Here is a 14336-nt window from a genome sequence, read left to right as displayed (position 1 = left end):
ATGAGGGTGGAGCGAAACCGCCACCCAAATTGGATGGCGGTAAAAAGCTTTTTAAGCTTCGCGTGAAGATTGATAATTTTGCAAAAAGGCCTGTAAACCTTGCTGAACTAAATCATAGGTTTTATCAATATTGCTGGCAATATCACCTTGCAGCACATTCAGTCCACCGAGAATACCGCGAGCTTCTTTGAAACCTTGATCAATACCGCCACCAATAACTTTGACGAATGATTCAAGTGCTTCATCCAGCGACATATTCTGGCGGGTGCTGTAATAAGCATCAAAAAAAGCGGTGCTCATCTGCACAATTCGATCGGCAGTGGCCTCAGGTGAGACATCAAGTCCAGAATCATAGGCTTTTTGAATTGCGTTATCACCGAACTCGGGACGCAATACATCATTAATGCCTTCCAGTGCTGTTTTGAAAAGCAAAGCCATCGCACCATCGCCATTGCCTTCACTGATATTAAAAGAAACCTGCAGAATCGATAAATTCAGTTGGCTGTTGGATTCGGAAACAGAAAACTTTTTTTCCTGTGCCAGAGCAGAAATCTGCTGGCCCAAAGGAACATCCTGCTTATTGACGGGATCTTTAGCCATCGAGCTGACGGTTTGCCCAAACGGGGCAGTATTGATAGTCATATTCTTGTCCTCAAATGGAACTACGCTAAAGTTAGCGGCCAGTTAAAAGGGGACTTTAATTTTAATTTGCAGTGTCGTTGAAAGCTTTTTCTGCTTCACGGATCGGAGCCAAGGCCATGCACCAGCCCACAGCCATAAATACCAGCATTCCAACTAATATGGTTTCAAACTGGATCCCGCCGTCAATTAAAAAACCTAAAACTGCAGGTGCCAGACCCGTTGAAAATACCATTAACGCCGATTTCACACTGCGAACTCGGCCCAGATGTTCACGTCCCCACAAAACTACCAGCAAGCTATCAACCACTGGTGAAGACATGCCAAGGGAAATACCTGCACCAATCATTAAAATCAGAATGCCTGCATTGCCACCGATCAACACTGCCAGGATGATCGAAAAGGCAAAAGGCATTAAGTAGAGTCTTGCCAACAATGCCACACCCCATTCATCTACCCAGCGTCCGCCCAGTAAGGAGCCGGGAAAACGGGCAATGCCCATCGCCGTTAACCCCAGCGCATAGGCTGTTGTGGTGGCATTTAAATCCATCGTCATTTGGGCCTGAAAGATAAAAATACCGGTCAAAGTGACTGGCAAAGCCATGGTCAATGGAATAATCAACCAGAATCTTTTTTCCAGCATCGGGTTGGGTCCCTGAATTTTGTTACCACTGCTATCGCGTTTGATTTCAGGTGCATCAGGCCACGGTGCCATAAACAGTAATACCACCCACAGCAGGAATATAACGGCAGCGACTCCCCACCAGATTTGCTGCCAACTCAGCCATCCGATTAACAAGGCGATAACCGGGGCTAAAATAATTTCTCCCAGCGGCATTCCCAGGCTAACCAAGCCTAAAGCTCGGCCACGATTAAGAGTAAATTCTCGGCCCGCCAGTGTGCTGCCAAAATGTGTCATCAAACCCTGGCCACATAAGCGTACTAAGCCTAAACCAATCACTGCCGGGATCAGCCAGGGTGAAGTAGTCAGTAAAATCACGCCAGTGAATAATGCGGTCAGAACTAACAAGGCATAACGTCGAGGCGCAATCCAATCCAGTTTCTGGCCGTAATGTAGCACCAGAAATCCACTAATCATAGTGAGGGCTGCATAGACAGCACCAAACTCACCCGCAGATAAATTTAATGAATTGGCAATATCGGACTGAAACAAACCAATAAAAAAGCTTTGTCCAAGATTGCCGGTAAACAGCGCGACAAAACCAATGGCCAACAGACCAAATTGATTGCGGATCAAACTGAAATAACTGTTTGTTTGAGGAGAATTCATAGATTCCGATGGTTATAGATAAGCAGACTGAAGTTTTCCCTGGGATGGGAAAGTCTATGGTTGGGAAAATTATAAAGCACTGAACTAAGTACAGGCTAATCAACTTAAACCTAGCCTGGTGATAAAACTACTTAAATTCTAGGCACTGGTTAAATCCATTTGTGTTGAACATTCTTTAGCTTCGTAAATGCATTGTCCAGAATCTCTATAGCTTGAATCCAAAGAATTCTTTTGAGGCCATATTTCAGCTTTAAAAGACTATCCCACCCGGTTAAATTGCTTGTTAGTTATCAGATTATGGCTAATGCATTCCAAAGAGTACTTGCTTACAATAATTTACATTAATACAAATGCAAATGATTTGTGTTAGCAAATATCGGCGTGTAAACTTTTTCAAATTTATTTCAGGTAAATTTATGAAAATTGGTACACGACGAGTCATCACATTTTCTCTAGCATCACTTTGCTGCGGAATGGCAATTGCTGATACTGAGCAGCAACCAATTACAGATCTGCAACAGCAAGAAACGTCTGACAATGTCAGTCTGGATTCTCTTCATGTATATGGTGAGCCAGAGGAGACCAAATCAGCTACAAAACTGGATTTGACCGTTTTCGAAACACCTCAAATCGTATCGGTTATTTCGAATGATCAGATCCAGGATTTCGCTTTACGAGATGTAAACACACTACTTAAATATGCCCCCGGAGTAACGGTAGAGCAGGTTGAAACGGGACGAACGTATTACACCGCACGCGGTTTTGACATAGTCAATTTCCAGTACGATGGTCTGGGAGTGCCTTTTTCATTCGGACTGACTCAAGGTCATGATGACACGGCGATATATGAAAAAGTTGAAGTTATCAAGGGAGCAAGTGGTCTGATTACCGGGCTTGCTAATCCTTCAGCGACAATTAATTTTGTTCGTAAACGGCCTACTGATGAGTTTCAGGCTTCTGCAAAAGCATCTTATGGCTCATGGAATACCCGTCGAATTGATGCTGATATTTCGGGACCGATTAACGATCGGGTGCGTGGACGTCTAGTCGTCGCAAAAGAAAAAGGCGATTCTTATCTGGACCGCTATACGACTGATCGGGAAGTGTTTTATGGCATCGTTTCAGCTGATCTGACAGATACAACCGAATTGACTTTGGCTCACAGTGTAAATGACACATACAGTAAAGGTAATTCTTCTGGTGCTTTACCGCTTTTTTACAGCAACGGTACTTTAACCAGCTACGATGTGTCGACTAATACTGCCCCAGACTGGGCTTATCAGGATGTGAAGCAAACACGAAGTTTTATCGAACTGGATCAGCAGTTAAGTGAGAACTGGTCAATAAAAGCTATCTATACGGAGAATAAACAAGAAAAACAGTGGGATTCATTCTATATAACGGGTAGCCCAGACGCAGTAACGGAAGAGGGATTAATTGCTCACGCCAGTCAGTACGATGCAGAAGATAAAGAAAAAATATTCGATCTATATCTGAGTGGTCAGCTTGAATTAGCCGGCAGAGAACATGATCTGGTGGTAGGCATCAATAAAGCTGATATTAAACTTACAGGACGATCTATTTACTCCAGTACCTGGAATTATGACCCAGTAGGGGCAAATTGGGCGGCAGGTGCAACACCCCGTCCGGTCTTTGATATTTATGATGCAGCAACACAATCCACCAATATTGATCAAGATCAGGATTCGGCTTATTTTTCAACCCGGCTACGTGCCAATGACCGACTCTCATTTTTACTGGGGGCCAGAACCGTCAAAATCAAACAGGACGGCATCAGTTATGGTGCACCGCAAAAGGTGTCTGAATCAGAGACTGTGCCATATGTTGGTGCCACATACGAGATAGTCGATGGAACCATGTTGTATGGCAGTTATAGCGAAGTATTTAAGGCCCAGACATGGGTCGGGGCCGATCTGTCACCATTAGGATCAGTGAAAGGCGAAAGCAGAGAAGTTGGCATTAAACAGGAATTGAATAATGGCCGTGCCGTTTTAACCCTGGCTCGCTTTGAATCGAGACAAGAAAACTTTGGTGAATGGGTTTCACGCGATACAACGACGGGATTGAATATTTATCGTGGCATTGAGCTGGAAAGTAAAGGTTATGAAATTGAACTGTCAGGTGAAGTAATCGATCGTTTAAATATGAGCATGGGCTTCACGCATCTGGATATGGAAGACGAAAACGGTGACAAAACACGTACTTTCATACCCACTAAACAATTCAAAGTTGCCGCCAGCTATCACGTTCCTCAAGTGATCGGACTCAACGTGGGTGGTGGAGTCAGATGGCAGAATGAAATTTATTTCGGTGATGTTAAAGTTCAGGGAAGTTATGCCTTGGTAGATATGTTTGCTCAGTATCAGCTCAATCAGAACATTTCACTTGCCTTGAATCTGTATAACGTTGGCAATGAAAAATACCTTGAAAGTCCGCAATGGGGACAGGCGAATTACGGTGCATCAAGAAGTGCCATAGGCTCTGTTACCTGGACATACTGATTTTTGGATGAAAGATTCGGGCATCATATGATGCCCGAAAACTGTAAAACAGAGCTTATTCAAGCTGTTTAAAAGATGGTTTTTGCCAGAAAAATCCGCTCTAGATCCGCAGCAGGTTTTGGATGATCTCATCTTCGGTTTTACCCTGAGTGCGAAGGTTGTAGTAGTACTGGCAAAGTGCCGAGAAACTGTGCGGAGTCTGTAATGTTGGCAGCTTGGTGAACCATTCCAATCGATCTACCGCGGTTTCATTAATACGATGTTCGAGCAGCATATCTTCTAGTTGGGCGGCACGATTGGCAATCATGCGGTGACTTTCATCAAACCGGTCAGCTGCGATGACCAGCAGTTCTGCTGCACGTTCAATTTCAGCTTCTTCATCGGTCACTTCAGCTCGGCTACGTTTTACCAGCCATTCCTGTGGAGACATTTCAACCTGTCCGTCCAACCATAATGGGATCTTTGATTCATCAACGACTGGCACGGCTTCCATTTGCGGGGCATCTTGCTGATCACAGGCCGACAGCAAAAAAATAACAGATAAACAGACGATTAAGCTTAACGGTGAAGTTGCGATGGTCCGTAAAAACATATTGACTCCAGATTGTGCTTTGCCGGAAAACGACAACGATTTGGCATAGTAGAGTGCTACAGCTAAAAGCACATCAGAGTTAATCCTGATTTACTAAGGAAGATGTCCTGAGTTGTTGAAAAATCAGTCGGGTAATTTCTTAGAGTCGTGCTCGGTTTTTTTATGTTTATTGAAAAATCTGGGGTTTTTTACAATAAAAGACCAGATCCAGCGTTCAAGAAAGGATTTTGCCTGGGCTTTTTTCAAATAGCCGTAACCCAATACCGAAATAATCAATGCGCCTATCGCATCGACGATTAGGTCATACATGGTATCGGTTAATCCGGAATCATCACTGAACATGGGTTTTTGCATATTGGTGCCAAAAATCTGATCCATCGAAAATTCAAAGATCTCCCATAAAGCACCCATACCCAGAGCAAACATGAAAGCAAAAAATGCCACAAAGCCTGGTTGCATTTGCATGTGGACACTGTCATTTTCATTCATCAAATATACTAAAAGAAAACCAGTAATCCCGAGCAAAAATCCTGAGGTTGTGTGCAGCGCAATATCCCACCACCAGAACTTGGTGTAATAACCATGAACTTCGCCCAAAAAAATCGACGCAAAAATAAAGCCGATGGCCATCAGCTGAAAAACGGGGGGCACATGAACATTGAATTTTCTGGCTAGCAATATTGGAAACAGAGTAATGATAATGATACCGGTGGTAATCACTGCGTTAAGCCATTGTTGTTCCCAAATCGCCCCGGCGAGTCCAACAAATAAGAGAAACTGTAATACCAGTGTCAGTCTTCGCGGCATGGATTTGCTGGGCATAGTGGCTCCGGAGCTCTCGCAATTAATACACAATGTATGGTCTAGGACTTGTTGATCTTTCAGTTACAACTTATGCGACTCACAAAGAACAACAGGCGCTTGGTGTGAGGAATTATACATATGAGATTCTTATAACTTACGGACGTTCATCAATAATCTCAATTGTGAATCGAATTTGGCAGTATTCAGGAAATTGTGATGACTTATATGCGAATAATTTCTCTCGTTTTGGCGTTGTTTCCGCTGCAGGCTTTTGCCGAGCAGATAATTATTTTTCGTCACGCACTTGCCCCCGGTGTGGGGGATCCTGCGGAATTTGAACTTTCAAATTGTCAGACACAACGTAATTTATCTGAGCAAGGTCAACAACAAGCCATTGCGATGGGCGATAAGCTCCGTGAAATGGGCATCATCGAGGCAGAAGTTTTCTCCGGGGAATGGTGCCGCTGTCTGGAAACAGCTGAGTTATTGGGTTTTGGTACACCACAGAAACTGACTGCACTGAATTCATTTTTTCACGTATCGAATCGGCATTTAAAAAGTCAGTTTCTGGCAGATTGGCGAGCGCATATTGTCCAGAGGGGAAAGCATAAAGCGACGATCTACATTACACATCAGGTCAATATCTCTGGGCTGCTGGACAGATTCATGTCATCGGGTGAAGGAGTGCTAATAGAGGTGAATAAACAGGGTGAGCTGGAAATTGTATCGGTTTTGCAATGAAACCTTTTGCCCTGTTAAAGTCACTAAAAATGCAACATTATCAGCCTGATTGAGCTTAACCTCCCGGTGACTCAGGCTGATAGCTAATCAAGAATAATGTCTGCCTCGTGTTCAAGCCATTGCATAATGGTTGAAAATCAATTGAAGCGTATTCACCTAAGGAGATTTCACTGTCGTGTGGCTTTTTGATATGAAATGGAAGTTAACCTCGATTTTGCTGACGATGTTGTTAAGCTTCAGCCTTAACGAAGCCGTTTGGGCAGAACCCGCTGCTTCAGAAAATAATCAAGCGCATTACTCGGCACTTGCCGATACGCTGGAAAATGAACAGGCGCGAGAAAAACTGATTGCCGAATTACGTGATTTGGCAGCAGCAGCTGGCGCGATGGATGAGGCAACGGAATCAGTCAATCTGGTCGCCCAACCCACTTATGCGCGGCAAATTGCCAATAAAACCCAAGCGGTTGCACAAGAAATCGTATCAACTATTGGCGCTGGATTTTCGGTTTTATCCGGAATAGCTTCGGGTGACGAAAGTGCCTTTGATTGGCAGAAAATGCTGGATGAAATCTTCATGGTGTTGGTGGTCATCGCCAGCACTTTGTTAATGTTTTACGTACTGCGAAGTCTCGCCAGGCATGCTTTTCGCCGCGCCAATAACTGGGCAGAAGCAGATGGAGAATATCCGGCTTTCAGAAAATTCAGTGCCATTTTGCTGGCAGCCGCAGTTGATTTACTTACGGTCGTGTTAGCGTGGGTTGCGGGTTACGCCGTGGCCTTGTTTGCGGTTGGCAGCAATGGGGAAATGAATGTCAGTCAGTCGTTATTCTTAAATGCGTTTCTGGCGATTGAAATATTCAAAGTGATTTTACGCACCGTGTTTGCCGGACGCGATGCAGCCTTACGTTTGTTGCCCATCACTGCGGAAAGCGCAACCTATTGGCATATCTGGTTGGCGCGTCTGACCAACTTTATTGGTTACGGTATGTTACTGGTAGTGCCATTGGTTAACTTGAATATTAACCCTGTAGTTGGCCAATTAGTCAGTGTGCTGGTGGTATCAAGTGCATTTATTTATGCGGTTGTCGTGATTATGCAAAATCGCATTTCGGTTAAACAACGCTTGTTACTCTATGCTCAACAGGCGACGTTTAGTTTTTCTCGCGTTAGTCTTGGCATTCTGGCGCGTAGCTGGCATGTGTTGGGAATGGTGTATTTTGCCGTGTTGGCAACGACGCTGTTACTGCGTCCCGAAGATGCCTTGCCGATGATGCTTAAAGCGACATTTCAAACCATTCTGGCCTTGGTTGTTGGTAGTTTAGTGGCGAAGTTTCTGGCTAAAACCATTGGTCGCCCGGTACATGTTTCAGACGATTTACGTATGCGTTTTCCGTTGCTTGAAGAACGGGTAAATGGCTTTGTACCAAATATCTATAAAACCTTACGAATTTTGCTGATCATTATTGTTGCCGCAGTAATTCTGGATGCCTGGGGCATTTTCAGTCTTTCGGCGTGGTTAGCATCTGAAGCCGGCATGCATACTATTGGCACGGTTATCAGTGTGGCGGCAATCTTAATCGGCGCGATGGCTATCTGGATTGGTTTAGCCAGTTGGATTGAGCATCGGCTTAATCCAAATGATAACAGTCAGTTGCTGACAGCCAGAGCTAAAACCCTACTGACGATTTTCCGAAATGCGGCGGCGATTGCTTTGATTATCATGACGATGATGATCGTACTGGCAGAAATCGGCGTCAATATTGGTCCATTACTGGCAGGTGCAGGGGTACTGGGTCTGGCAATTGGTTTTGGTGCACAGAAACTGGTCCAGGATGTGATTACCGGTGTGTTTATCCAAATGGAAAATGCCATTAATGTTGGTGATATTGTCTCTGCGGGCGGCATAACCGGTACGGCGGAAAAACTTACCATACGCTCATTAGGGCTGCGTGATGTATCTGGAACCTATCATATGATTCCGTTTTCATCTGTGGATACCGTTTCCAACTTTATGCGTGAGTTTGCTTACCATTTAGGTGAATATGGCGTGGCTTACCGTGAAAATACCGATCAGGTTATTGTCCATCTGCGAGAAGCGTTTGCCGAGTTAATGACCGATCCAGAACAGCGCGTAAAACTGCTAACTGAAGAGCTGGAAGTGGATGGTGTAACAGCATTGGCAGATAGCTCAGTGAATATCCGGGTGCGAATTAAAACTCTGCCAGGTATGCAGTTTGGGGTAGGTCGTGCGTATAACCGTCTGGTTAAACAACATCTGGATGCAGCGAGTATAGAGATCCCATTCCCGCATATGACTATCTATTTTGGTCAGGATAAAGATGGTTCTGCACCACCGGCACCATTGAAAATGGTTGGTAGCTCTGACCAGGCTATTCAGCTTGAGCAAAAACAAAAAACGAATAAGCCAAAATCTTCTAAATCCAATCCCAAAGATAAAGAGGATTTTGACGAAGAGCACTAAGCTTTAATTGAAACACCCTGTTAAGGCCGGCAGGGTGTTTTTTTATTTAGCCATTGAGCCTTTGCCGAATCAGATGTTGCATATTTCTGGGGCCAGTACAGTTATCACATTCAGTCAGAGCAGTCTGCAAAGCAGTGTCCGCCGACTGATAATCCTGTTTTAAATAAAACAGGGTGGCTGTCATCAACGAAGCATTCTGATAATTATCCAAAAGATCATCTATAACCAATTGCAAACCAGGATCGGCACTGAAATAACGTAAATCACGGGTGTCAGCTTTTAACGCTAAATCTAATGCCCAAACCGCCTTGGCTGGTTCACCTTGCAATGCCGTCGCCAGAGCGAAGCCAACTTGTGGCAGCGATGCTTCTGGATCCTTGCTGGATTGAGCTTTAAATGCGTTTATGGCGGTGGTGGCTTCATAACGCGATAACGCTTCCCAGCCATCCACAGTGGCATGACGGGAAATAGTATTGGTTTGTGTAACTACATTAGGTCGACTGCTGGCATAACTTCTGAGCGGGGCTACCGTTTGATAACTTTGAGAGTAAATCAGTGGCGCTACGATACTGATATTGCTACCGCGATAACTGTAATAACCTGAATGATGGCGTGGCCGGGGGGTGTCGTAATGCCGATAATGCGGTTTATAGGTGGGATAGCGGTGATGGTTAAGCCTTGGATCTAACCCAAAAGATCGATGACCGGCAATTCCAGTAGAGGGATAGCGATAATAGCGTTGACCGGAAAAACCAGCATGAGGTCGATGATGAAGGTTTTGGCCAAGCTGCACATTAACCGACACATCCGCATAGCTGGTTTGGCTTGTCATTAATCCCAATAATCCACTAAGCAGGCTAGCGGCCAATATGGGTAAAAACAGGGTTTTCAATAATGACATAGCCATTACCTCGCAATTGGCTGGCTGATGCAATTCAGACTGTCCGTCGAATTGTTGGTTCAATACTGGTAATAGAAACTCAGGTAAAGCAATGTTTCAGCGAGCTTTTTGATATGATGCTCGCTTTCTTTCCTTCTTTAAAGCTCCCCATGTCTGTTACTGATTTTTCATCACTAAATTTACCTGCCGAACAACTGGCTGTCCTTGATTCTCTCGGTTATACGCAAATGACCGCTGTACAGGCACAAAGCCTGCCGCTGATCCTGCAAGGCAAGGATGTTATTGCTCAAGCCAAAACCGGTAGTGGTAAAACGGCTGCCTTTGGTATTGGATTGTTACAAACGATTCAACCAGATTTCTTTGCTGTTCAGGCGCTGATTATTTGTCCTACACGTGAATTAGCCGATCAGGTAGGTAAAGAATTACGCCGTTTGGGTCGAGGTATTCCCAATCTCAAGCTGGTGATGTTATGTGGTGGTAAACCTTTAGGTCCGCAAATAGCGTCGTTGGAATACGGTGCACATATTGTGGTTGGCACGCCGGGCCGGATTCAGGATCACCTTAAAAAATCCACGTTGAAGCTGAATAAAGTTAAAACTGTGGTGCTTGATGAAGCCGATCGCATGCTGGATATGGGCTTTGTTGATGCGATGCAAGAGATCATCAGACAGACACCGAGTTCACGACAAACCCTGTTATTCTCAGCGACCTTTCCCGACGGCATTAAACAGATTAGCCGCACTATTCAGCGTGATCCAACAAGGATTACCGTTGAATCACAACACCAGCAAACAGTGATTGATCAGCTGTTTTATGAAATCAAAAAACATGAACGTAACAAAACATTGCTAATGTTATTCCAGCATTACCAACCCAAAAATGCCATTGTTTTCTGCCATACCAAAATACAATGTGATGAAGTGGCAGAGTTGTTGAGAAATAATAAAATTGACGCGCAACCGATTCATGGCGATTTGGAACAACGTGAGCGGGATCAGGTGTTAGTGCGCTTTGCCAATCAGAGTTGTCCTGTTCTTGTTGCTACGGATGTGGCTGCACGCGGGCTGGATATCAAAGCGATTGAAATGGTGATTAACTATGAATTACCACGAGATCCGGAAGTCTATGTGCACCGTATCGGTCGTACCGGGCGGGCAGGGGAGTCTGGTCTGGCCATGAGTCTGGTGGCTGAAGCTGAAGTGCCACGCATGCTGGCAATTGAAAAATATCAGAAGAAACCTTGTCGCTGTGATGTGCCGGCTTCTTTGGATCGTGATGATAGTTTTACACTGGAAGCTAATATGGTGACCATTCAACTGGATGCGGGGCGTAAAAACAAACTCCGTCCGGGAGATATTTTAGGTGCTTTAACCGGAGATGCTGGTTTGGACGGAGCCGATATTGGCAAAATCGATATCTTTGATATGTCGAGCTATGTGGCTGTCAACAAATCGGCATTACGTCAGGCAATGAATTATCTGGCGGATGGCAAAGTTAAAGGTCGTGCTATTCGTGCCCGCAAGATTCGCTGATTTTTAAAATGTTTTGTGTTAAAACCTTAATTAACATGTGGAAAGAGTTCACCTAACGGTAAACCCTATCGAGTTTTGTTATGACCGATTTGATAAATGATGTACCCACCGAAAACAATGTTTATAAAACCCTGTTGGAATCGACCAAAGCGATTCCCTGGAAGCTAGACTGGGCAACATTGCAATTTACCTATATCGGTCCACAAATTGAGGAATTGCTTGGCTGGGAATCTGCCAGCTGGCAAACGGTAGAAGACTGGGCGACTCGTATGCATCCTGAAGATCGTCAGTGGGTCGTCGATTATTGTGTTTCGCAGTCCCAATCCGGCATTGATCACGAAGCAGATTATCGGGCGCTGCACAAAAATGGTGGTTATGTGTGGATCCGTGATGTGGTCCATGTTGTACGTAAACAAAATGGTGAAGTCGATTCATTAATCGGTTTTATGTTTGATATCACTGAGCGTAAAAAAACCGAACAAGAACTGTTCAAGCTGCAAAAAGAGTTGGAAGAACTGTCATTCAAAGACGGCTTGACTGGCGTGGCCAATCGCCGGATGTTTGATAGTGTTATCGAAACTGAATGGCTCAAGGCTAGGCAGAATAAACAGCCATTGTCATTGATCATTATAGATATCGACTTTTTCAAAGAATATAACGATTGTTATGGGCATTTGCAGGGTGATGATTGTCTGAAGCAGGTGGCATCAACCTTAAATGGCGTTGCCGCACGTTCGCGTGATTTTTTCGGACGGTTTGGTGGCGAAGAGTTCGTGATGTTGTTGCCTGAAACTGATGAAAATTCTGCCTGGTCGGTGGCAGAACGCTGTCGGCAATCTTTATTTAAAAAACAAATTCCCCATGAACATTCAAAAGTAAGTCAGTTGCTAACCATTAGTCTCGGCGTCAGTACGATGATTCCTTCGCAAAATGGCGATCACACTGAACTAATCGACAGAGCTGATAAACAGCTTTATCAGGCCAAGCAAAAAGGACGCAATTGTATTCAATCTGCTTAAGCTAGATTACCGCAGGTACGATTGGTCGACATGGCCACACCCATCGTTTTAAGGGGGGAAGACCAGATTATTTGAATATGCCGCGACTTCTTTGAATTGTAAACCAGGATTATGCTGACGTTTGGTAGAGGCAGCTTTACCCAGTCGGTTATTTATCTCCACATGAAGCGGTTTGATATTCAGGACAGTAAAGTGATTGCAATACGGCAATAATGCGCAGCGCGGCGTCGCCGTTGAGTCGGTAATAGACGGTTTGTGAGACTTTGCGGGTCACCACTAATTCAGCATGACGCAGACTGGCAAGGTGTTGGGATAAGGCAGACTGACTAAGTGGTACCAGCTGATTAAGTTCACTCACGGACAGCTCTTGATTTCCCAATGCACATAAAATCATTAGCCGATGCTCATTGCTCATTTGTTTGAGTAAATCTGCCGCAGCTTTGGCATAACTATGCATTTCACTCATGTCAGGAAAAGACAGGGTGTTAGTGCTCATGGAATGTCCTTGCAAAAACAATGTTGCAAGTATATTTGTTTTTTCTAAATTAGCAGTTAATGATTTACCCGGCTAAAAACAAAACACGTTTTGGATGAAGAGAAAGAAACAGCTGGCGAGCACACGCCAGCTGTGAGTGCGTTACTCTATTTTTACAAATTCGCTGACCGGCACGCCCGACATCACCTTTTGTAACTCATTAGCGTTTAAGGCAAGTGCATAACCCAACACACCACTGCCGATAATGACCTGATCGAATTGGAATGCACTTTTATCAGCTAAAACCGTTACAGCTTCAGGTAAAGCAATTGGCGGCACGGCACCGACCACATAACCCGTGGCTTCCGGCACTTCATCAAATTCAGCCATGCGCAGTTTCTTCTCACCCAGATGTTTTCGTAAAGCTGCCCAATCGGCTCGTCCGCCTCCCGCCATTGCCAATAACACGAATTTATCCGATCCGGTTTTAAATAACAGGCTGCGAATTACTGAGTTGGGATCACGGCCCTGGCTGCTAAGTAATTCCTCCAGGTTACGAATAGGTTTTTTATCCTCACTGAGCGGAATTTCAATCACCTCATAATGAATAGCATGTTTCGTTAATAATTCGGTGACTGGGGAGCTGATAGTCTGGCTCATGGGTTCTCCATCAAAGTAATTCGAAAACGGTACTGTATGAATTTACCACCGAAACTGTCAAAGCATGAAAGTAAGCAGACCCAAAACCATAAAGACACTACTGGCTGCATAACGCGCTGCATTTAACGGTAATTTTTGCATCAATTGATGACCAAATAATACAACTGGCACATTCGCCAGCATCATGCCAATGGTTGTGCCCAATGTAACAAGAAAGAACTGCTGGTATTGGGCGGCCAATATAACGGTAGCAATTTGAGTTTTGTCGCCAATCTCGGCCAGAAAAAATAACACCAATGTAGCGACAAAAGCTCCATAACGATTCAGATTGGAAGACGCATCTTCTTCTTTATCAGGAATTAATATCCATAACGCGACGGCAATAAAACTGAGACCAATAAGTAATTGCCCAGTTTGCGGGGAAATAAACTCGGTGATCCACACGCCCAGCCAGGCGGAAAGACCATGATTAAGCAGGGTGGCGACTAAGATGCCGAATATGATGGGAAGGGGGGTGCGAAAACGTGCTGCAAGAAATAAAGAAAGGAGTTGGGTTTTATCACCAATTTCCGCCAGGGCGACGGTGGTGGTTGAGACAAAAAATGCTTCCATGAGATTAGGTACTCAGGCGGGATAGAAACCAAAGGCAAATAACAACTACCCGCCTATGGAGTTGTT

General features: G+C 44.5%; 13 protein-coding genes. 5 read left to right on the top strand and 8 right to left on the bottom strand.

What is annotated here, in order from left to right:
• Positions 1-51: 51 nt before the first annotated feature.
• Together Q7V21_RS17080 and Q7V21_RS17075 are read right to left on the bottom strand one after the other, a co-directional pair.
• Positions 52-642 (bottom strand): DUF5610 domain-containing protein, encoded by a 591-nt coding sequence (locus Q7V21_RS17080; RefSeq protein ID WP_304918434.1) that lies wholly within the window; start codon positions 640-642, stop codon positions 52-54.
• Positions 643-703: 61 nt separating this feature from the next.
• Positions 704-1930 carry an MFS transporter gene (locus Q7V21_RS17075; protein WP_304918433.1) on the bottom strand — a complete coding sequence of 409 codons (1227 nt, stop codon included), beginning with the start codon at positions 1928-1930 and terminating at the stop codon, positions 704-706.
• A gap of 416 nt (positions 1931-2346) precedes the next feature.
• Here Q7V21_RS17075 and Q7V21_RS17070 point away from each other — a divergent pair, with 416 nt between their 5' ends.
• Positions 2347-4452 (top strand): TonB-dependent siderophore receptor, encoded by a 2106-nt coding sequence (locus tag Q7V21_RS17070; protein WP_304918432.1) that lies wholly within the window; start codon positions 2347-2349, stop codon positions 4450-4452.
• 100 nt (positions 4453-4552) lie between these two features.
• Here Q7V21_RS17070 and Q7V21_RS17065 read toward each other — a convergent pair whose 3' ends face one another.
• Both Q7V21_RS17065 and Q7V21_RS17060 read right to left on the bottom strand, forming a co-directional pair.
• Positions 4553-5116: a hypothetical protein gene (locus Q7V21_RS17065; protein WP_304918431.1), complete on the bottom strand. Its 564-nt coding sequence runs from the start codon at positions 5114-5116 to the stop codon at positions 4553-4555.
• A 51-nt stretch (positions 5117-5167) separates the two neighbouring features.
• Positions 5168-5866 (bottom strand): hypothetical protein, encoded by a 699-nt coding sequence (locus tag Q7V21_RS17060; RefSeq protein ID WP_304918430.1) that lies wholly within the window; start codon positions 5864-5866, stop codon positions 5168-5170.
• A gap of 198 nt (positions 5867-6064) precedes the next feature.
• Between Q7V21_RS17060 and Q7V21_RS17055 the strand changes: the two genes are divergently transcribed.
• Both Q7V21_RS17055 and Q7V21_RS17050 read left to right on the top strand, forming a co-directional pair.
• Positions 6065-6589: a histidine phosphatase family protein gene (locus Q7V21_RS17055; RefSeq protein WP_304918429.1), complete on the top strand. Its 525-nt coding sequence runs from the start codon at positions 6065-6067 to the stop codon at positions 6587-6589.
• A gap of 190 nt (positions 6590-6779) precedes the next feature.
• Complete coding sequence (locus tag Q7V21_RS17050) at positions 6780-9071, top strand: mechanosensitive ion channel domain-containing protein (RefSeq protein WP_304918428.1); 2292 nt, start codon at positions 6780-6782, stop codon at positions 9069-9071.
• A 46-nt stretch (positions 9072-9117) separates the two neighbouring features.
• On the opposite strand, the gene Q7V21_RS17045 is transcribed toward Q7V21_RS17050, so the two are convergent.
• Positions 9118-9972, bottom strand: coding sequence for a hypothetical protein (locus Q7V21_RS17045; RefSeq protein WP_304918427.1), 855 nt, complete (start codon positions 9970-9972; stop codon positions 9118-9120).
• 149 nt (positions 9973-10121) lie between these two features.
• On the opposite strand from Q7V21_RS17045, the gene dbpA reads away from it, so the two are divergent.
• Together dbpA and Q7V21_RS17035 are read left to right on the top strand one after the other, a co-directional pair.
• Positions 10122-11504 (top strand): ATP-dependent RNA helicase DbpA, encoded by a 1383-nt coding sequence (gene dbpA, locus Q7V21_RS17040; RefSeq protein ID WP_304918426.1) that lies wholly within the window; start codon positions 10122-10124, stop codon positions 11502-11504.
• Between the two features lie 80 nt (positions 11505-11584).
• Positions 11585-12523, top strand: coding sequence for a sensor domain-containing diguanylate cyclase (locus Q7V21_RS17035; RefSeq protein ID WP_304918425.1), 939 nt, complete (start codon positions 11585-11587; stop codon positions 12521-12523).
• Between the two features lie 148 nt (positions 12524-12671).
• Here the strand turns inward: Q7V21_RS17035 and Q7V21_RS17030 are convergent, their stop codons facing one another.
• The 3 genes from Q7V21_RS17030 to Q7V21_RS17020 all read right to left on the bottom strand — a co-directional run bounded on the left by Q7V21_RS17030 (position 12672) and on the right by Q7V21_RS17020 (position 14270).
• A complete protein-coding gene (locus Q7V21_RS17030; RefSeq protein ID WP_304918424.1) occupies positions 12672-13019 on the bottom strand; it encodes a helix-turn-helix transcriptional regulator in 348 nt (115 codons plus the stop codon).
• A gap of 141 nt (positions 13020-13160) precedes the next feature.
• Positions 13161-13658, bottom strand: coding sequence for an aminoacyl-tRNA deacylase (locus tag Q7V21_RS17025; protein WP_304918423.1), 498 nt, complete (start codon positions 13656-13658; stop codon positions 13161-13163).
• 57 nt (positions 13659-13715) lie between these two features.
• Positions 13716-14270, bottom strand: a complete 555-nt coding sequence (locus Q7V21_RS17020) for a TMEM165/GDT1 family protein (RefSeq protein WP_304918422.1) — start codon at positions 14268-14270, stop codon at positions 13716-13718.
• Positions 14271-14336 lie beyond the last annotated feature (66 nt).

The sequence above is a fragment of the Methylophaga sp. genome (assembly GCF_030651745.1).
This window is presented reverse-complemented; position numbering and strand designations above follow the sequence as displayed.

Excerpts from the sequence above, each read along its gene's own strand:
- Q7V21_RS17045 (WP_304918427.1), bottom strand. The coding sequence starts at position 9,972 with ATGTCATTATTGAAAACCCTGTTTTTACCCATATTGGCCGCTAGCCTG.
- Q7V21_RS17050 (WP_304918428.1), top strand. The coding sequence starts at position 6,780 with ATGAAATGGAAGTTAACCTCGATTTTGCTGACGATGTTGTTAAGCTTC.
- Q7V21_RS17080 (WP_304918434.1), bottom strand. The coding sequence starts at position 642 with ATGACTATCAATACTGCCCCGTTTGGGCAAACCGTCAGCTCGATGGCT.
- Q7V21_RS17020 (WP_304918422.1), bottom strand. The coding sequence starts at position 14,270 with ATGGAAGCATTTTTTGTCTCAACCACCACCGTCGCCCTGGCGGAAATT.
- Q7V21_RS17070 (WP_304918432.1), top strand. The coding sequence starts at position 2,347 with ATGAAAATTGGTACACGACGAGTCATCACATTTTCTCTAGCATCACTT.
- Q7V21_RS17075 (WP_304918433.1), bottom strand. The coding sequence starts at position 1,930 with ATGAATTCTCCTCAAACAAACAGTTATTTCAGTTTGATCCGCAATCAA.
- Q7V21_RS17030 (WP_304918424.1), bottom strand. The coding sequence starts at position 13,019 with ATGAGCACTAACACCCTGTCTTTTCCTGACATGAGTGAAATGCATAGT.
- Q7V21_RS17035 (WP_304918425.1), top strand. The coding sequence starts at position 11,585 with ATGACCGATTTGATAAATGATGTACCCACCGAAAACAATGTTTATAAA.
- Q7V21_RS17060 (WP_304918430.1), bottom strand. The coding sequence starts at position 5,866 with ATGCCCAGCAAATCCATGCCGCGAAGACTGACACTGGTATTACAGTTT.
- dbpA (WP_304918426.1), top strand. The coding sequence starts at position 10,122 with ATGTCTGTTACTGATTTTTCATCACTAAATTTACCTGCCGAACAACTG.
- Q7V21_RS17025 (WP_304918423.1), bottom strand. The coding sequence starts at position 13,658 with ATGAGCCAGACTATCAGCTCCCCAGTCACCGAATTATTAACGAAACAT.
- Q7V21_RS17055 (WP_304918429.1), top strand. The coding sequence starts at position 6,065 with ATGACTTATATGCGAATAATTTCTCTCGTTTTGGCGTTGTTTCCGCTG.